This is a genomic window from Candidatus Methanodesulfokora washburnensis (genome assembly GCF_003947435.1).
GTDB lineage: Archaea > Korarchaeota > Korarchaeia > Korarchaeales > Korarchaeaceae > Methanodesulfokora > Methanodesulfokora washburnensis.
This window is the reverse complement of sequence record NZ_RCOS01000137.1, coordinates 25,756-43,662: the sequence shown is the minus strand read 5'-3', so window position 1 is coordinate 43,662 and position 17,907 is coordinate 25,756. Positions and strand designations below refer to the sequence as shown.

The window sequence follows — 17,907 nt, the reverse complement described above, 5'->3', positions numbered from 1 at the left end:
TTAAGGAAGTAAGGGAAAAAGCCCGTGAAATGAGAAGAATATTAGGATTGAGAACGTTCCCTGTTGGTGTGAAGATATTCACTCGTAAGGCTGAAGTTGCAGCGGTAAGGGCTAAAGGTCATCGATACTGCCAAGCGTTGATGAGAGCAAGATATGGTGAGCACATCCTGTTGGGTAAAGAGGAAATAGGTTGCCCTGTTGCAGCAGCAACTTTTGGTTTCTCTCCATTACCAGAAGCCTATAAAAGTGGAGAATACTCACTGAGAATAGGAATAGCTAAAGAGAAGGAGATTGGCGCAAGAATGTATAAGAAGCCTGTTTCATTCTCTCCAGGGGAGATCGAAGATGTATACCTCTTCCCCCTGGAGGAGTCGATTGTTGAACCAGATGTTGTAATAGTGGAGGATGAAGTCGAGAGCATAATGTGGCTACTCCTTGCCTGTGTAAATATAGCTGGAGGGGAGAGAATTGAGACAAGCACAGCAGTGACACAAGCTGCATGCTTGGATTGCACCGCAATTCCTTATAAGGTGCATAAGATCAATACAAGTTTTGGTTGCTACGGCTGCAGGATTGCAACCGATATCGGCCCAAATGAGGCATTAATAGGCATTCCTTTTGCATACTTTGCAGGGGTAGCGGATCTCATTAAATTCTTCTCTGAAAATGCAATTCCAAGATGCAGGGAGAAAGCCGCCTACAAAAAGCTGAAGGAAATCTTTTTAAAAGCCTCGCTTCATTGACTACTTGATCAATTATCGCAAAGGAGGAAAAAAGGTGAAGAATGAGAGCTCTGAAATTGAGTATTTGATATCAGTTCATCCATGCTATAGCCATCTAGCCCATTTTAGGTATGCCAGAGCTCATCTGCCGGTGGCATCACTTTGTAACATACAGTGCAATTACTGTAGCAGAAAAATTGATAAGTCTGAGTTCAGACCAGGAGTTGCAAGGAAAATAGTGAGAGCGGAGGACGCATTAAATATAGTGGAGGATGCTAGAAAAAGACTCCCGCTTAAGGTTGCTGCAATCGCAGGACCCGGAGAAGTCCTAGCGAACGAGGAGTCATTTAGAACCTTGAGGATGATTCATGAGAAATATCCCGAGCTTATTCTGTGCATCGCTACTAACGGGCTTTTACTGCCAAGATATATTGATGAACTGAGGAGGATTGGTGTGAAGGCTGTGACAGTTACAGTAAATGCTATATCCCCAGAGATCGGAGAAAAGATATACGAATGGGTATCGTACGACGGAAAGATATACAGAGGATTAGAGGGTGCTAAAATTCTAATAGAAAATCAGTTAAATGGCATAGAAAAAGCTTGGAAAGCAGGAATGGCGGTAAAGATAAACACAGTTCTTATTCCAGAAGTAAACGATAAAGAAATAGAAAGCATTGCTAGGGAATGTGCGGAGAGAGGGGCATTTATAATGAATATAATTCCTTTGATCCCGCTTTACCGCTTTAGTAACATAAGAAGGCCTACCTGCGAGGAACTAAATGAGGCCAGAGAAAAGGCATCCAAGTATATCAGGATATTTCGGCTTTGTAGACTGTGCAGTGCAGATGCTGTTGGAATTCCTGGCAAGGAGAAGTCGCCATACATGGCCGGATACACTGAGAGGCTTCATGGTTAATTTTTGTGTTCTAAAAATTTACCGAAATTGGTGGACAACTAGTTAAAATATTAACATAAAAATGTTTTTTATACTAAAAATCTGAATATCATACCAGAAATTCCACTTGGATAAACATTAAATTCCATTCAGAAATCACTAGATTATGAGAAGCCCATCACTTGATGTGATAATTCATGAGCTCCGTGAATACCCTGGGTTAACTAGAAAGAAATCCGCTGGTAGCTTTAGAGACCTTGTAGGCGAGTTCTTTGGAGAGGACGCTGGATTCTTCAATCTCGGGGAGTTCGACATAGCTTTTACAATAGACGGGATCTGGCATAAAGTCCTCGATGCGGACCTCTACTGGGGAGGGTTCATCTCTGTTCTAGTCAATGTACATGATATATATGCTATGGGCGCAAGGCCGAAGTTTGCTGTAGATGTGATCTCTGCAAAGGATAAGGAATCGCTGGAGATAATGAAAAAAGGGATTATCGACGGTGCAAAAACGTACAGAGTTGTATTTTTAAAGGGTCATGTGCATCCTGATTCATACTATAACTCCATCGATGTAGCCATGATAGGTTTAGCTAGAAAGGGCTCTCTTATCAGATCCAATACTGCCAAAGAGGGCGATAGCATAGTGATAGCTGTGGATACAGATGGAAAACCTCATGAAAAGCTCCCATACAACTTTGATTCGACTAAAAAGGATCCAGAAATCCTGATAAAGCAGTTGGAGTCCATGGTCTACTTAGCAGAGAAAAATCTTGTTAATGCTGGAAAAGACTTGAGCAATGCTGGCATTGTCGGGACTATAGGAATGATGCTTGAGGTAAGCGGGAAGGGAGGGTATGTTGATATCGGCAAGATACCTATGCCTAAAAATGTGGAAGTCATCCAATGGCTGAAGACCTATCCAGGCTGTGGCTTTTGCGTTTCTACAAGCTATCCTGAGGAGGTAATTGATGTCTTCAGAAGACATGGACTTGAGGCAGCAGTTGTCGGTGAGGTCAACAGCTCAAGAGTTTTCACATTGAGGCTTAACTTGGATGAAAAAGTATTCTATGATTTTAGAAATGAAAGCATATTGGGCCTAGTCTAAGTAAAGGACTCTACCTAAAGAGCCTTAGTGATGTGTTATATTTTGCACATACTATAAAAATAAGCCGATAAGAAACTCTAGCAGCAGGAAAAATAGAAATATTGCTATTTACTCCTAAACTTGATGCAATTATCAAGAAATCTCTTTAGAGCTTTTTTATTACCAGAGAACAATAAATGTGTGTATGATGCAAGCGTATTATGAACCACTATTCCATCATGCTTTCCATCGATCCCATATCCCCTTGACAACTCATAAGCATATCTTACATCCCCCTCGATATCTAAAAATGAATAATGAAACTCATGACCCCTAAAAGTTCTCCCCTTCTCCATTAGAACATTCTCTCCAATCACTCTGCCCCTAACATATCCCAGAAATCTTTTGTTCAGGTCGAATATGGCTTCCGCTGGAATCACACCCACACCCTTATACTTTCTTCCATCTCTTCCAAGGATGCTTCTGCAGAGGTACATCAGACCACCACACTCAGCATATGTAGGATATCCTTCCTCGATTTTCCTCTTCAGATTATCGCTGATGCTTTCACTAAACATACTGGCATAAAGCTCTGGATATCCTCCTCCTATGAGAAAACCATCAACCTGCGGAAGCTGACTTTCTGCAATTGTATTAAAAAATATTATTTTAGCTCCAAGATCTCTCAATATATCAAGATTTTGAGTATAATAAAAATTAAAAGATTTATCATAAGCTACTGCTATGCTTACGTCATATGTGTAAAGTTCCTTTTCCCTTCTAGCTTCTATCTGAGGCAGTTCACCTGTTGATTCCGCTATCTCGATAATGCTATTTATGTTTACTCTGCTTTCTATGATCTCTCTCCATCTCTCAATAAGATTTTCTGCCTCCTTCTCCATCTCCTCGACAGTTGTGAGCCCTAAATGTCTCATTTTCACGGAAAGAGATCCCTCCTCCGGTATCGTTCCAATTACCTTTATATCGAGAAGTCTTTCTATCGCTTTCTTGGTCTTCAACTCATGAGATTTTCCCCTCGAGAAATTGAGAATCACTCCCTTTATCTCTGGGTTAAATAAAGAGGTAAATCCCTTAACTATAGCTGCAGCACCTAAGTTAACACCTCTTATATCAACAACAAGTATAATAGGAGCTCTCAAAAGCTTTGCCACTGAAAAAGTGCTTCCTTTGAGTCTGAGGGGATCTGCAGAATCATAAAGGCTTCTGACTCCCTCTATTATTGCAATGTCGGCATCGCTCGAGTATTTTTCGAAATCTTTAAGTAGTGTTGATTCATTCATTATCCAGGAATCTAAATTCACGCATTTCCTCCCGCTTGCAAGAGTGAGATATTTTGGATCCAAAAAGTCGGGCCCTACCTTAAACGTCTGGACTTTTAAGCCTTCTCTCCTCAAAGCTCTTGCGATCCCACATGCTATCATTGTCTTCCCGCATCCACTGTTTGACGCCGAGATCACAATCCTAGGGATTCTCATAGCAATCTCCTTATTGCAGTTCCAAACTGCGATCTCACGATTCTTCTCTTTCCTAACACGTTTATGTGAGCTGCTTCCTCGTTTATGACTCTTGTGTAACCTAGCGTTCTAAGTCGGGTCATTGTCCTCTCACCTGAGGATACCCCAACAGAGTAGTCAAATCTCCTCGGATCTAGAGCTTGGGGAACCCCTATTACTACAGCTGAATCAAAATCTGGTATCCCTGGAAGCTCAAGAATTCTATAAGCTAGTGCATACTCATCCAAACCTCCGCTTAGTAGATCCACCTTTAAGCCATTGCGTTTTAACTCCAGCAATATTCTTGTTGCATCCTCTCTCACTTTGGGCAGTCCTCTGTCACTCATGAGATTTGCGGTAAGAAACATTCTGCCCCCCACTTTATCTGAGGCTTCCTTAAGAGCTAAAACTATGTCTGAGTATAGATATGCCGTCTCCTTTTTTGCATTAAGTATCACCAGCACACCATATTTGAGCCTCTCCAGCACTTCCTTAGCAACATAATTGATATCATCGCCTTTAGAGGGTGTAATATACCCAGGCATTGCAACTCCTCTGCTCTTCTCCACTTCTGTTGCTGCCCTGAGAACGCTTATCTGCCTTCTGAACTCTTTTTCATCTATAACTCCCATCCTGAATGCAGCCTCTACCACTTTAATTGCACCTTCCGTGTTATCCCAGCAGCCAGAGATATTAACAGCTATTATTTTCGAGTTAATTCCGGCCTCTATGACCTCAGCCTCAACATCCTCCCCTGTTATAGTGGTGCAGCATGTTCCGACAACACCGATTAGATCCGGCTTAAATTCGCTGTAGATTAACCTCAAAACAGAAATTAACTTCTCCTTTCCCCCCAATATTACGTCCATGTCACTCATTGACGTAGTAAACACCTTAACACCATCCTTCTCCAGCAGCCTCATCGCCCTGAAGTTGCAGCTAGGAGGACCATGAAGCACTATGTATTTGCAATTTAGATCTCTCAGGGTATATAGTGCGGCAGCAATAGGACTAGGTCTTGGATGAATCGGAAAAGAAATGCTCTCCAGTCTCATCTGAAGGGTTGTCATGAAGGATTATTAAAAAATTCGTTGAGCACAGTTAATTGTTCTTCAATAAAAAATTTAAATACTTATATGTCATTGATTATGTAGTAGAGAGACCTTATACACTTTAAGGAGGCGAAGATGCTGATGAGTCCCAAAAACCATCCATGTCTACTAAGAACTACATAGTCTAACTCAACGTATGAGCACTAAATTAAATCAAGCCTCGTTATTGAAGAAGAGGATGATTGGATTCCCGTGCTTAGCTATATAATTGCTTATCCAGTCCTCCCCTACTTTATCTACGAATTCTCCCTTGAGACCTGCTTCCATAAGTCTTTTTCCCAAGGGACCTGAGAGTACTATTTTATCTATTTCTTTAGCTTCCAATTCTTTAGATAATTTTTTTACATCTATTATCTCGCATGCAGCTCTCTCGGATCCTGATATCACTACTACCAAGGAATCCACTTCGCCAGCTGCCTTCATGATCTCAGCCTCCTCTATTGCTTGGATTATAGCAGGAATGTTGACTCCTCTATTACAACAATCAACGAGGATTCCTTTCTCCATGAATTTAGCGATGGCTCTTCCCTTAACTCCTCTAAATTTCCCTAAGGATCTGCAGGAATTTTCCACATCAGCGCCGAGGGATAGAGCAGCAGTAAGAGCTCCAAGTGCATTTACTATCTGGAATCTTCCAAAAAGAGCTCTATCAAGCTCGAACGAGAAGTCTCCAGAAAGCTCTTTACCACTCAATGTATGAAGGGATCTTATCTCCCCGATGACTCTTCTGTTCTTTAAATTTTTCACGAGAACTTCTCTGCCATTTCTTATTCCATAGATATTTGATCTCCCATAAAATACATGAACGAACCTCCTTGTTGGATCATTGTCTCCGTTCAGAACAAGTACCCCATCCCTCATATTAATTGCCATCTGAAGCTTGCTATTAAACGCACTTCCCAAGAAAGAGACAGCATAATTTTCATATATACCGGTTACAATTCCTACATCGCAAGCACCGGTTCCTCCCAGAGATACTTCAAAAATTGCAAAGTCAATATGCAACTCGCTCTCGACGGCAGCTCTGTAAGCCCTCAGGATATTGGCAGGAGTTATGCTCATCCCCTCAAACAACACTTTTTCCTCCGAGCTTTCAACAACTCTAGTTGAAACACTATCATGAACTAAGACTTTATAATCCTCATCTGTTAAGATCTTCGTGAGCATATTTGCTACTGTGGTCTTTCCATTTGTGCCCGTGATCTCCACAGTTTTCATACCATTCTTCTCCTTTTCCTCGGATAGGATTATCCCCACCGCTCTGGCATGCGTTATGACGGGTATGCCCAGTTCCATAGCTTTTGAGAAAATTCTCATTCTTGGACTTGCATGTTGAACTATTATCACATCAAAGCCCTCCATGTTACTAAGTAGCTCTTCCTCGTTGGTGAATACTTTCACACCCATACCCTCAAGCTTTTTTATTCTCTCTTTTCTCAGTGTTTTGTGGTTATCTAAGGCATATACTGTGGCATTTCTCCTCAGAAGTTCTCTGCAGATTTCCTCTCCTCCATGTGTCATGTCAACAACGAGCGCTTGACAGTTAGATAAGGGCCTAGGCATGCCTAGAAACTTGGCCTTAAGAATAAAAACATTTTCGTAACAAGAATCATCGTATTGATGTTCTTATCAGCAGCCTTTCTGCTATCCATAAATCCTCAACTTTATTTATATTGATAACAGTTTTTTCATCATATATAATAAAAAAATCCTGATCCAAAAATTCCTCCTTTATTCTTGCCCCATTAACCACATTCACGCCGATTGGGACCACCACTTGTCCTCTAAGAGTAATGGGATACCCCTCGCTTGAGTTGTATTTTCTATAGACCTCTAAGGGTGCAACAACGGTCAAGGCTGGCTTTCCAGATTGCTCATAGTACGCTAGAACTTCATCTATGAATTTACCTGTGATAAAGGGGAGATCAGCGCTTACTGTCAGGGTTGTTTCAAGACTAAGTTTCTCTATTGCATACTTTGCATCAAGGCAAAATCCACTTCCGGGCGTGTGTATCACTCTTAAGCCCTTCTTCTTGATATACTCTGCTGTTTTTCTGGTGTAGTCGCTTACAGCAACGACTATATCATCTATGTGAGCATTATTGAGGGCATCTAAAACATACTCTATTAGAGGCCTCCCGCTTAGCTTAAGCAATGGTTTTTCTTCACTTAAATTTAGCCTAGATCCCCTACCTCCTGCCATCACGAGGGCAGTTACATTCATTTTATCACCAGAATAGCCAAAAGAGACATAAGTCTGGAGATCTCATTTCCAGCTCCTATTACATCACCAGTTACTCCTCCAAAATTTCTATTCGAAATTAGCACTATCATATATGAGGTTGCTAACACAATTGCTACGATTATGAGACCGGCAAGCCAAGTAAGCGGCAGTATTATGATAAAAGAAATTAGTAAGGAGGCTGATAGGCGGGCAAAGCGGTATTTGCCATGCATCACGTCCACAACGATCGCGCCCATCCCTTTATGTGCGGATCTCCCGGCCCAAGCTATAAACACCATCGCGAGCTTAGCTGAGGTTTCAGATATAATCAAGCTTTGAATTATTATATTTAAATCAAGTTCTATTAATGAGAATAAGGTTATTAAATATATTATCAATCCTAGTGTAAAGCCTCCAGCACCTAGGTGAGGATCATGCATCACCCTTATCCTCTCCTCTGGCGATCCATGGCACATTAAACCATCTCCGAAGTCAAGCAACCCATCTGTGTGATGAAAACCTGTGATAAATAAAATAAAGCCTAGGGTCAGAGCTCCTGTGATAAAAGGGCCAATCACTTTAAGGAGGATGTAGGCGAAGATGCCGCTCAGGAACCCTATAAAGGCTCCAACCAGCGGAAATAGATACATGTATTTTGCAACATCCTCTAGGCAGTCTGATGTCATCCCAGCAGGTATTATTGTAAGAAATGAAATGATATTTCTCAATTCCCTGATCAGATAGCTCACCTCAGCTGTACAAGTCTCTCATAATTCCTCTCTATTTCTCCGAGCAAAGTTTCCCTTGAGATAGATCCCTTGGACTTCATCATGGCAGCTATTGCAGCGCCTCCTGCTCCAACACCCTCTTTCACGAATCCCCTCTCATATGTTCTCAATCCCTCAAATCTAGATGAACTGAAATCTAGATCAGCTGCTAATATTGGAATATCAGCTATCTGAGAGACAATGCCCCTTAAATCAGACTTAGCATCCGATATTATCCATCTCGTCGTCCCAATGGCTATATTTTTTAGAACTCCTGGGTTTAAAGCTTTTATTATCGCTAAAATGGCGCCCATCTGGGTTCCACCCGCAATTAACACCGGAACTCTCGAAGCAGCCCCAAGAACTAGTCCTGCAAAAGCTGGCATCATGGGATCTCCAACCAACGAAACTGCTTTTATCGGATCATTTGTCAGCGAGCCAGCTTTTATTCCGGAGATTCTAAGACTTTCCTCCGCAATCCTTGTTTTAAGGTCATGAGGGTTATCTGGCATGCTACTGCTCACTTTTCCCCTCGCATCTATGCCCATGGCGAGCATAACGCTCAGAGCTGTTGTCGTTCCGCCCGGAATACTCTCCCCTATCACTAGATAATCAGCTATCCTTGAGAAATTTTCTCCGGCAATTTTAGCCCTTTCTAGAACCTCTTCCACATTTTTTACAGCCTTTCCAGTTCTAATATCCTCTCCTGGTTCTCCTCCAACATCTATAAAGGGCACATGGGGTTTAATCCTTGTTCCACCGTTTACAACTATGGCGGGTATGTTAGCGAGCCTCAACGCCGACATTGTTATCAATGCTGGAGTTGGTATACCTTCAGGGGTCACGGGAACTCCTTGAATGCACTTGCATGAGCCTAACAACAGGAGCTCAACGTCTGCAGGGGGAGTATAATCTGTTATCTCCGGAAACTTGCCTGCCGCTGATATTCCCGGTATTTTAGCAACTTGAGTATTGCCTATAGTGCAGATAAACAAGGGATTTTTGCCCTCTACTTCCGACAGAAAATTCTTACCCTTCTCTTTCTCATGGAAAAGTATGATGTCATACTTTTTCTCATATTCCATTTTCACCACCCCCCAACAGATAGGGCTTTACCAAAAAAATGCTCATCCTATCACCTCAATTTACTTATCCTCCAGCTCGCATCTCTGGATGTCAAAAAGCCACTTATTTACATCTTTTCCAAAGATTTTATTCCTTTCTACTATTCTCAATCTTTTCCTGAAAATAGGTCCATCTATTACAAGTGTGTGATATTCTCCACGTTCACCGCATAAATCAATATTACGCGTTTTGTTAATAGCAATCATATCCTCTATAAATTTGTAATCAATCTCCCGTCCCAGCCAATCATCGCTGAGGAGATCCGCTCTGACGCTCACCACTATGGCCCTGAAGCCCAAGCTGATAAACTCTTTTAGAAGCTCGAGCGTATCATGATTCCACAAGGGCTCCACGTATGCGATGCCAATCTCATTGCACACTTTTGCAACCCATTCCAAATGCTCAGGAATCCAGATATCCCCAAATACTGCTGCATTTATTCCCTTTTGTTTTAACCTGCTCATTACATCCTTAAATCTCTCCTCATAAGTCTCCCATGTGGTTACTTCCTGAATTATAGGGACTCCCAAAGCCTCAGCTTGTAAGGCCAAGACTTCCCTTCTCAACCCATGTCCAGAGGTTCTTCCATCTTTGCCAACAAAGTTCACCAAGTATTTTACATTAAATCCGCTCTGAATAGCCTTATAGTAAGCCAGACAGCTATCTTTACCGCCGCTCCACGAGGCCACTGCTGGAATCATTTGATCCCCTCCTGAATTGACGCTCCACATGTTCTGCAGTACGTCGCCCTCTCGCCTATGGCCGAATTGCAGTATGGGCAAGCTCTTCCTTCCTTCGGAGGTCTGGGAACACCTATTATATTTCTATAAATTTCATAATAAAATAGCTGCTCTTTATTTTGTATTGTCACTCTATCTCTTTCAAGATATTCTTTTTTCTTTTTCTCGAATTCCTCATCCGAGATTTTTCTATTAAAAAGCTCTGGAAGGATTGTAGTTCCTGTGCCAAATTCTATCGGAGTCTTTATCCTCCATACAATCTCCTCAGGCAGAGTTTCCTCGTAGGCTTTTCGTAGGATCCACTTTCCCCAAATAGCACCTCTCTCCTCCCTCACTTTATATTCTGGAGGAATCTCTGCAGCAAAAGATCTCAAATCTGGATCAAGATACGGTAGCCTTGCTTCCATGGAGAGATTTCTCGCCAGTGGAATAGAGGAAAAGAACATTGCCTCCTGAATTCTCTCAAGTTCTAGCTTAAGCCTAATTTTATCCAGATTGAAGAAGAAGCTATATCCAGCAAATATCTCATCTGCACCATCGCCTGTGAGCACTGTGCTCACTCCTTCCTCCCTTGCTCTTCTCAATGCAATATATATAGCTGCACTATTTCTAACTTCCATAGGATCAAACGTTTTTAATATATCTATAGTTTGATGAATGGATTCATAAAGCTCTCTCTCACCGAAGTAATACACAAAGTGCTTAAGTCCCAGATTCCTTGCGACAATCGATGCATACCCTATATCAGGCGCGGGAGCCTCCTTAAAGGCTACTGTAAACGCCTTCAGAGACGTGTATTTGGATGCTATAGAGGCTATTATACTTGTATCGAGACCTCCAGAAAGCAGAATGCCCTCAGCAAGATTTCTTCTCACCGAAAGATCTAAAAGATATCTCAAGACCGAGAGAATCTTATCCAAACTCATGGAGCATTGTTCCTGAAATATACTATATTTTTTCCATATTCCATTTTCACCACCTCCCAACGATAGGGTTTTACCCTCAAAAGACTCCGAACATAACATATTACTTTTTAATTTATCTTTCACCTGATCACCTCCTGCTTTACAGAATCCTTATTCTTTTTAATGTAAAAAATTGCATTTAGTAAATCCTGCTCATTTCTAACGAAAACGGCCCCCTTATCCCTCAATTCACGTATAATCTCGGTCGCCTCACCTTTTGTGAAATCCCTCTGCTCTATCGGTATATCATCTAGGACTATCACAGGTATCCCTCTTTTTATTGCCTCCCTTGCGGCTTCTAAGTTTTTTAGATTGGCATAGCCAAATGGTACAGATGAGATGACGACAGCATCCGATCTAAGTATGATCTCCAGATTTGCTCTGTAGTTCTCCTCAGATATCGGGGAGAATGGGGCTTCTATCACAGAAGGTATGTTCAGCAGCTGTGCTGTTTCATAATCCGTGTCCGGCGCATTAAGTACGCCTACTGTGAGATTAAAGCCCATCTCTGCAAGGATCTTCATGAGGCCAGTTCCGGTGCCGGCACCGCAAATTATGTGAATGGAAAAGTCCTGATCGGTTTCCTTCCTTCTGATTAAAGCAGGTATTACATATAGAGAGCCCGTTATGGGATTTCTCTTCACTATTGCATCCACTTGAAATACCTTTTTTATATTTTCGCTTGTTAAAACATCATCCACAGCTCCCATCGACACTATCCTTCCCCCATTTAACAGTATAAGTGAGTCGCAGTAGTGCGAAGCTATATTAAAATCATGAAGAACTGCAAGAACTGCCATCTTTCTCTCTAAACAAAGTCTCTTTAACAGCTCCATTATCTCCAGCTGGTTATTGACGTCCAAATGACTGGTTGGCTCGTCGAGCAACAGCACCTTTGGCTCTTGAGTTAGTGCCCTTGCGATAAGCACTCGCTGTCTTTCACCACCGCTTAGTTCATTTATATTTTTTCCCGCTAAATACAGGGTATTTGTCATCTCCATTGCTCTTTTGGCAATAGCGAAATCCTTTTCACTCTCCATCTTAAACCTGCTCATGTGTGGATGTCGTCCCATCAGCACAAAGTCCAAAACCGTCAAGTTGAATCCTGCAGGCGCTGCATCTTGAGGAACTACAGCAATATTCTTAGCGACCTCCCGGTTTTTCATCAAGTAGATGTTTGAATCCTCCAGAAATACAGCACCTATCCTAGGTTTCAGCACTCTGCTCAGGGCTCTCAGCAAAGTGGTCTTTCCGGATCCATTTGGTCCCAGCACCCCTACAAAATCTCCTGGGTTTATCGAGAAGCTGATTCCATCCAGTACTTTGGTAGACTCATAGTAGCATTCAATATTGCAGACCTTCAGGATTGCCATTAACGAACACCCTTGTGAAGAAGGTATACAAAGAATGGAGCACCAAGCAGGGCAGTTACCACTCCTGTTGGGATGACTATGGGCCTGAGGACATTCCTGGCAACAGTATCGCAGAGCACTAGGATAGATGCTCCTGCCAAAGCGGAGGAAGGTAGCAATATGCGGTGATCTGATCCGACTATAATCCTCATCATGTGGGGAACTACAAGCCCCACAAAACCTATGATACCGCATATGGATATTATCACCGCTGTCAGAACAGAGCTAACTACCATCATGTGCTTTCTCAATCTCTCAACTTCAACCCCCAATTGCTTAGCTTGCTCATAACCCAACAACAATATGTTCAAATCCCTGGCAAAGATGAATATCAACAGCGATAAGGGCACGGCTAGCAGTGCCACATTTACATACTCCCAGCCCATTAGGGGAAATCCTCCGAAAATCCAGTAAAATACGCCATGTGCTCTCGGTCCGGCTAAATCTAATAAAATGCTCATTAATGATGAGAAAAAGCTGCTTACAGCCATTCCTGCGAGCAATAGTCTAAGTTCGGTTCCTCCTCCTGCTATAAGGTGGACCAAAAACACAGTTAGTATTGCCATTATTGATGAAAAAAGCGGTATCACGTAGATAGAACCGAGCAGAAGATCTATTCCTAGAAATATGACTAGAGATGCACCAAATCCTGCGCCCGATGCAACTCCAAGCACATACGGATCAGCCAACGGGTTCCTAAAGATGCACTGAAAGACAGTACCAGCCACGGACAAAGCAAGGCCAGCTAAGGCTGCTAAAAGTGCACGTGGAAGCCTAAGCTCGATGATTACGGTTTCTTTTATGGATTCTGGATTTCCTCCTGCCTGAGAACCCAGAAGCTTCTTCACAATAGTGAAGAAGACATCAGATAAGCTTATCTGAATTGAGCCTATTGATATCGCCAATATGAGCGAAAAAATCAAAAAAAAGATAGGACTGTGAGGAAGAAGGTCCATTTAGCAAGCCGCTTAGTGTATCCATCTGGCTCATTAGCCTGTGGCATGTTTCCTACCACTCCTTAAACCAAAATATGCCCCTATAGCTGCAGACGCTGCTATACAGACCAACAAAGAGGAGATAAAAAGCCATAGTGGGATAGGTTGTTCCCATATCGGCGGCAGTGGCTTTCCTGCTAGCATCAAGCTTCCTGCGCCGGTCACTAAGGCTTCAACATATCTTCCGTCCTTGTTAACAGCGCTAGTGAGCGCAACCCATCTATTCTCTTTTTGATCCCACTTGTAGATCTTTAATGAATCCTCAGCAATAGCCAGCCTTTGAATTTCCTCTCGAGGATAGTAAACTCTAAGGATCATGGTTAAACCTTCAGGAGCGCTTGAGCTTATAGATAGGTACCTGATCTGCTTAACACCTTCCGGTGGACTTGGTCCAGATACAGGAAGTGTGACGATCAAAGAGCTGTTACTCAACGCTTTCATGACTGTTATCTCGGTCTGTATACCATCTGATATGTTAAAGGACTGAACTCCCTGCCTTAATGCTGATGTATCCAGTGAAAATGCGAATGTACTATTCACTCCAAATGCCTCAGGATGTAATACTTTAGCTAGGATTTCAAGCCCGTCCACTAAGCGAGGGCCGGGCCTCACAAATAGATTTTCGTCTAGCTGATATATTGCATTATTTGCTACTGCCGATATCATGTTCCATCCAGGCCTCTTTTTTACATCGTCTGCTGAGGCTTTGTACATTATACCATAAAGAAGGATTATAACATCTGGATTCCTCGCTATTACTTCTTCATCTGTTGTTTTAGCACCTGGTGAGGCCACATCACCAAAAACATTTACGCCTCCAGCCATCTTGATAATTTGGTTGCACCACGAACCTGAGCCGAAAGTCCAAGGAGGAGGATACCAGAACTCCATGTAAACCTTTGGTTTTTTCGTGATAGAGGATAACTTATCCTCTACAGCATTTATTCTTGCTCGAAGGGAGGAGACAAGATCCTCTGCTTCCTTCGATTTCCCTGTTATCTCACCAATGAGCTTAATATCTTTGAAAATATCTTCTATGGATAATGGACGTAATGCTACAACAGTTAATCCGGCTTTTTCAAGGTTCTCAACAGTTATACTGGAGCCAACAGAGTAGAAAACAATATCTGGAGACAAAGCTAAGACCTCCTCTGGATTAGGAGACCACCAATTGCTGATCTTCTGCTTGGATCGGGCCTCAGGCGGATAATCCGAGTATACATCGACTCCAACTATTCTATCCCCCAGACCAAGCGCATAAAGAATCTCGGTGCAGGATGGCCCTATTGATACTATCCTCTCCGACTTAGTTATTACTACTGTTCTCCCTAAATCATCTTTGATTGTGGTCTGAGAATTTACAGGGCTAACTACTGGCAAAAGCAGTAGCAAGAGCATTACAAGCCACAAATAGCCCTTCTTGTTTGTGATCTTCTCCAACCTCCTGATCATTTTTTTCACCCTTTATGTCTGGATTATCCAGACATCAAGTACTAAAGGGTGAGATAAATATAAAGGTTGCGCCTCCTGTAGAGCACTGTCCCTCTTAAGTCTCTTTTAACTGCAATATCAATCTCAAAACTACCTCTTTTTTTACTTAACATATAAAAATGTCTAAATAGCTCTCATTGGGTGGGACCATCAATTGGTATTGGAGTCGCTATTACATATGTGCGCAATCACTATGGGTCTGATCTCTTATAAACAGGTGATCTGCATTTAATTTTTCTAAATATGCCTTTTTAAAGGTACTACAGCTTTGCTGGTGGCCAGAGGATGAGAGAACCCCCCCTGCTAAAATACTTAGAGGAAAAGGGTATCACCTTAGAAGATCTAATAAATACAGCTTTAGAGCTTTTCGTTCCTCATCCAGGTGTTGAAACTAAGGATAAGGCTGTGGAAATCTTAAAGGATGAGTTTCTCGATACAATGTCTGATGTAAATGTTTCATGTCTTATATTTGCCTGCCTCCGCTTGGAGGAAGATGCTAAAGCTGGAATTGTTCCTGGTCTCTCAAAGGAGATGCTTCTGGGTCGACCTGGACCTGTGGCTGATGAGGCTCTTGGCATAGCTATTGCTAATTATATAGGAGGAACTAGAGCTGTATTCGAATATGTTAGATTCGACCAAAACAAACCTGGGATCCTAAAGAAACTCGGACCGTTCTCCAACGATGCCATAGGAGCTTTAATAGCCGGTGTATCCTCTAAGATGTATACGCGTGCCCTAAGGGAGGCACAAAATTTACCAAGGAGTAAATAATAAGCGACCCGCTTTTCATCTGAAGGTGAACTCTTAAACAGCTTAAGCTGAATACAAGTAGTAGGATCCTTCTTTTGCTCAAAGACAAATTAACAATATAGGCAGTATAATTAGCATAATATATGTAAAATTAACTGTGATCATGAATCTTATCCCTTTGGCTAAATCCTCAGATGTCGGCAGTCTGGATTCCATATTGATGATGTAATGTCCTACCTTTTCCAGTCTGATGCGTAAAACCCCCGCGATTGCAGCCATAGGGTGCCCAGCATTTATGCTTTCAGTGGCATTGTGCCACTTTCTCCACACTCTGAAGGATTCCTTTATGCTGCCACCAACTGTCGGTGCTAATATGACCATTAAGAGGGCTGCTATACGTGCAGGAATGTAGTTCAGCAAGCTATCTGCTTTAGCTGAGAACCAGCCTACTTTCGAAAATTCTGGTGTCTTAAACCCAATAGAACCATCCAATGTGTTGGCTATTCTTTGTAAAAGGGAACCAATAGGTCCCAAGAAAGAGTAGTATGTCAGAGGGGAGATAAATCCATCCACTGAGCTTTCAGCTAGGCTCTCAAGAGTAGCTGAGATAATCCTGCCCTCATCCAGCTTGTAGACATCCCTTCTCACGATCAGCTGGGCATATTTCCTTGCACCATCTAAATCGCCATGTTTCACATTCTCCAGCACTTGATGACATATATCAAGAAGCAACCTTAGAGATATGGAAAACTTGAGTATAACAACAGATATGATAATATATAATATTGGAGATAATTTGTAGGAAATTGTCATTAGAAATAGGGCAGGGACAATATGAACTGTTACTACAAAGAGCCAGACAGCTACCCCTCTCCATCTGCTGGAGTAAGGTTTAGCTAAATTCAACGACAGGTAATAGGAGGTATGAACAGGGTGTATTTTCAGCATAATCCCTTTATGCTCTGGATATATCCAATCCAATATTATGGTGAGCAGCAGAGAGATGCTTAACAATCGGGAATCAAAAAGCAAGATCTTCTCCATTAAGATCCCTTAAGAAGCTTCTTGAATGCCTCTACAAGTCTTGCATTCTCACTTCTGAGTCTAACAGATACTCTGCTGTGATGTTCTGTCAGATAGGGGAAGGTGGAGGCATCTCTAACATAGATTCCCAAACTAATCAGTTTTTTCATAATCTCGGGATGCTTTACGGAATGTTCAATCAGAAGAAATGGCGCTTGAGACTCATAAACCTTGAGGTCGCATTTTCTGAGCTCTTTGACCAAAAAATTTCTCTCGGTGTTCACTATCTCAATAGAATGGTCTATATAATCTCTCAGAGCTTTTTTGTCCAGCTTTGAGAGGGACTCAGCTATCACAGCGTTGACGTTCCAAGCTTGTCTGAATTTGTTTATAAGATCCAAAATCTCAACATTATTTGTATAAATGAATCCAATGCGCATGCCTGGTATCGCCAGTATCTTTGTTAAGCTCCTGAGAACAATCACATTATCCGGACAATTCCAAAGGAAGCTCTCAGAATTTCCAGTAAAGTCCATAAAAGCCTCATCTAGGATTACATAAGAATTAGATGGCAGGCATTCAAGTAGCTCCTCAATCTGCTTTTTATTAGCTAGACAACCGGTGGGGTTATTGGGGTTCGACATGTAGAGCAGAATTTTGTCTTCAAATTCACGAATTTTAGAGCTATAGGAGATTATATCTAATGCAAAGCTTGAAGAGAGTCTTTTATAGCTTATGCTGATCAAGGGCAATCCAAGTGCCTCGGCTTGAAGCTTGTGATCCCCAAAAGTTGGCTCTATTGCCACCAAAGCCTTTGGTCTTAATATCGGCAGGATCAGTTGCAGTGCCTCCGCAGCTCCATTGAGTGGTATAAGCATCTCAGCTCTTAAATCATAGAAATCCGCTATACATTCTCTTAGTTTTTTATACTCATAATCCGGATATCTTGTATAGATTCTGTCCTTTATCACGTCATTTATTGCATTTACCAGCGCCTCTGGAGGACCTAATGGGTTCATCGGACTGCTGAAATCCAGACAGTTGTCAGGAGCTCTTCCACCATGGTATCTTGATTCCATAAT

The 17,907-nt window shown here is 42.0% G+C and carries 17 protein-coding genes; 4 read left to right on the top strand and 13 right to left on the bottom strand.

What is annotated here, in order from left to right; translation table 11 throughout:
- Positions 1 to 29: 29 nt before the first annotated feature.
- From D6D85_RS11915 to D6D85_RS11905, 3 genes are all read left to right on the top strand, one after another.
- Positions 30 to 743 (top strand): DUF169 domain-containing protein, encoded by a 714-nt coding sequence (locus tag D6D85_RS11915; RefSeq protein ID WP_125672263.1) that lies wholly within the window; start codon positions 30 to 32, stop codon positions 741 to 743.
- 34 nt (positions 744 to 777) lie between these two features.
- On the top strand, positions 778 to 1,641 hold the full coding sequence (locus D6D85_RS11910) for a radical SAM protein (protein WP_125672262.1): 864 nt from the start codon (positions 778 to 780) through the stop codon (positions 1,639 to 1,641).
- Between the two features lie 145 nt (positions 1,642 to 1,786).
- Positions 1,787 to 2,728 (top strand): AIR synthase related protein, encoded by a 942-nt coding sequence (locus D6D85_RS11905; protein WP_125672261.1) that lies wholly within the window; start codon positions 1,787 to 1,789, stop codon positions 2,726 to 2,728.
- Between the two features lie 104 nt (positions 2,729 to 2,832).
- Here the strand turns inward: D6D85_RS11905 and D6D85_RS11900 are convergent, their stop codons facing one another.
- From D6D85_RS11900 to D6D85_RS11850, 11 genes are all read right to left on the bottom strand, one after another.
- Complete coding sequence (locus D6D85_RS11900; RefSeq protein WP_125672260.1) at positions 2,833 to 4,203, bottom strand: cobyrinate a,c-diamide synthase; 1,371 nt, start codon at positions 4,201 to 4,203, stop codon at positions 2,833 to 2,835.
- A complete protein-coding gene (gene cfbD, locus D6D85_RS11895; protein WP_161969852.1) occupies positions 4,200 to 5,276 on the bottom strand; it encodes a Ni-sirohydrochlorin a,c-diamide reductive cyclase catalytic subunit in 1,077 nt (358 codons plus the stop codon). The genes D6D85_RS11900 and cfbD overlap by 4 nt, the downstream gene beginning before the upstream one ends.
- Positions 5,277 to 5,486: 210 nt before the next feature.
- Entirely contained in the window at positions 5,487 to 6,896 is a 1,410-nt protein-coding gene (gene cfbE, locus D6D85_RS11890) for a coenzyme F430 synthase (protein WP_125672258.1), read from the bottom strand.
- Positions 6,897 to 6,942: 46 nt separating this feature from the next.
- Complete coding sequence (locus tag D6D85_RS11885; protein ID WP_125672257.1) at positions 6,943 to 7,557, bottom strand: NTP transferase domain-containing protein; 615 nt, start codon at positions 7,555 to 7,557, stop codon at positions 6,943 to 6,945.
- The gene (gene cobS / locus D6D85_RS11880; RefSeq protein ID WP_125672256.1) at positions 7,554 to 8,306 is read right to left on the bottom strand and encodes an adenosylcobinamide-GDP ribazoletransferase; all 753 of its coding nucleotides are present in this window, start codon (positions 8,304 to 8,306) and stop codon (positions 7,554 to 7,556) included. Before cobS ends, D6D85_RS11885 begins: the two co-directional genes overlap by 4 nt.
- Positions 8,303 to 9,409, bottom strand: a complete 1,107-nt coding sequence (gene cobT / locus D6D85_RS11875; protein WP_125672255.1) for a nicotinate mononucleotide-dependent phosphoribosyltransferase CobT — start codon at positions 9,407 to 9,409, stop codon at positions 8,303 to 8,305. Before cobT ends, cobS begins: the two co-directional genes overlap by 4 nt.
- A gap of 60 nt (positions 9,410 to 9,469) precedes the next feature.
- On the bottom strand, positions 9,470 to 10,150 hold the full coding sequence (locus tag D6D85_RS11870) for a diphthine--ammonia ligase (protein WP_125672254.1): 681 nt from the start codon (positions 10,148 to 10,150) through the stop codon (positions 9,470 to 9,472).
- Positions 10,147 to 11,238 (bottom strand): asparagine synthase C-terminal domain-containing protein, encoded by a 1,092-nt coding sequence (locus D6D85_RS11865; RefSeq protein ID WP_125672253.1) that lies wholly within the window; start codon positions 11,236 to 11,238, stop codon positions 10,147 to 10,149. Before D6D85_RS11865 ends, D6D85_RS11870 begins: the two co-directional genes overlap by 4 nt.
- Entirely contained in the window at positions 11,235 to 12,527 is a 1,293-nt protein-coding gene (locus D6D85_RS11860; RefSeq protein WP_237558845.1) for an ATP-binding cassette domain-containing protein, read from the bottom strand. The genes D6D85_RS11865 and D6D85_RS11860 overlap by 4 nt, the downstream gene beginning before the upstream one ends.
- Complete coding sequence (locus tag D6D85_RS11855) at positions 12,527 to 13,522, bottom strand: FecCD family ABC transporter permease (RefSeq protein ID WP_125672252.1); 996 nt, start codon at positions 13,520 to 13,522, stop codon at positions 12,527 to 12,529. The genes D6D85_RS11860 and D6D85_RS11855 overlap by 1 nt, the downstream gene beginning before the upstream one ends.
- Before the next feature lie 33 nt (positions 13,523 to 13,555).
- Positions 13,556 to 15,013: an ABC transporter substrate-binding protein gene (locus D6D85_RS11850; RefSeq protein ID WP_125672251.1), complete on the bottom strand. Its 1,458-nt coding sequence runs from the start codon at positions 15,011 to 15,013 to the stop codon at positions 13,556 to 13,558.
- A 324-nt stretch (positions 15,014 to 15,337) separates the two neighbouring features.
- Here D6D85_RS11850 and D6D85_RS11845 point away from each other — a divergent pair, with 324 nt between their 5' ends.
- Entirely contained in the window at positions 15,338 to 15,823 is a 486-nt protein-coding gene (locus tag D6D85_RS11845) for an alpha-ribazole phosphatase CobZ (RefSeq protein ID WP_125672250.1), read from the top strand.
- Positions 15,824 to 15,901: 78 nt separating this feature from the next.
- Here the strand turns inward: D6D85_RS11845 and D6D85_RS11840 are convergent, their stop codons facing one another.
- Together D6D85_RS11840 and D6D85_RS11835 are read right to left on the bottom strand one after the other, a co-directional pair.
- Positions 15,902 to 16,846, bottom strand: coding sequence for a cobalamin biosynthesis protein (locus tag D6D85_RS11840; protein WP_125672249.1), 945 nt, complete (start codon positions 16,844 to 16,846; stop codon positions 15,902 to 15,904).
- On the bottom strand, positions 16,846 to 17,904 hold the full coding sequence (locus tag D6D85_RS11835; protein WP_125672248.1) for a pyridoxal phosphate-dependent aminotransferase: 1,059 nt from the start codon (positions 17,902 to 17,904) through the stop codon (positions 16,846 to 16,848). The genes D6D85_RS11840 and D6D85_RS11835 overlap by 1 nt, the downstream gene beginning before the upstream one ends.
- Positions 17,905 to 17,907 lie beyond the last annotated feature (3 nt).

Excerpts from the sequence above, each read along its gene's own strand:
- D6D85_RS11855 (WP_125672252.1), bottom strand. The coding sequence starts at position 13,522 with ATGGACCTTCTTCCTCACAGTCCTATCTTTTTTTTGATTTTTTCGCTC.
- D6D85_RS11860 (WP_237558845.1), bottom strand. The coding sequence starts at position 12,527 with ATGGCAATCCTGAAGGTCTGCAATATTGAATGCTACTATGAGTCTACC.
- D6D85_RS11835 (WP_125672248.1), bottom strand. The coding sequence starts at position 17,904 with ATGGAATCAAGATACCATGGTGGAAGAGCTCCTGACAACTGTCTGGAT.
- D6D85_RS11915 (WP_125672263.1), top strand. The coding sequence starts at position 30 with ATGAGAAGAATATTAGGATTGAGAACGTTCCCTGTTGGTGTGAAGATA.
- D6D85_RS11845 (WP_125672250.1), top strand. The coding sequence starts at position 15,338 with ATGAGAGAACCCCCCCTGCTAAAATACTTAGAGGAAAAGGGTATCACC.
- cfbE (WP_125672258.1), bottom strand. The coding sequence starts at position 6,896 with ATGCCTAGGCCCTTATCTAACTGTCAAGCGCTCGTTGTTGACATGACA.
- D6D85_RS11905 (WP_125672261.1), top strand. The coding sequence starts at position 1,787 with ATGAGAAGCCCATCACTTGATGTGATAATTCATGAGCTCCGTGAATAC.
- D6D85_RS11900 (WP_125672260.1), bottom strand. The coding sequence starts at position 4,203 with ATGAGAATCCCTAGGATTGTGATCTCGGCGTCAAACAGTGGATGCGGG.
- D6D85_RS11885 (WP_125672257.1), bottom strand. The coding sequence starts at position 7,557 with ATGAATGTAACTGCCCTCGTGATGGCAGGAGGTAGGGGATCTAGGCTA.
- cfbD (WP_161969852.1), bottom strand. The coding sequence starts at position 5,276 with ATGAGACTGGAGAGCATTTCTTTTCCGATTCATCCAAGACCTAGTCCT.
- cobT (WP_125672255.1), bottom strand. The coding sequence starts at position 9,409 with ATGGAATATGAGAAAAAGTATGACATCATACTTTTCCATGAGAAAGAG.
- D6D85_RS11870 (WP_125672254.1), bottom strand. The coding sequence starts at position 10,150 with ATGATTCCAGCAGTGGCCTCGTGGAGCGGCGGTAAAGATAGCTGTCTG.
- D6D85_RS11840 (WP_125672249.1), bottom strand. The coding sequence starts at position 16,846 with ATGGAGAAGATCTTGCTTTTTGATTCCCGATTGTTAAGCATCTCTCTG.
- D6D85_RS11850 (WP_125672251.1), bottom strand. The coding sequence starts at position 15,013 with ATGATCAGGAGGTTGGAGAAGATCACAAACAAGAAGGGCTATTTGTGG.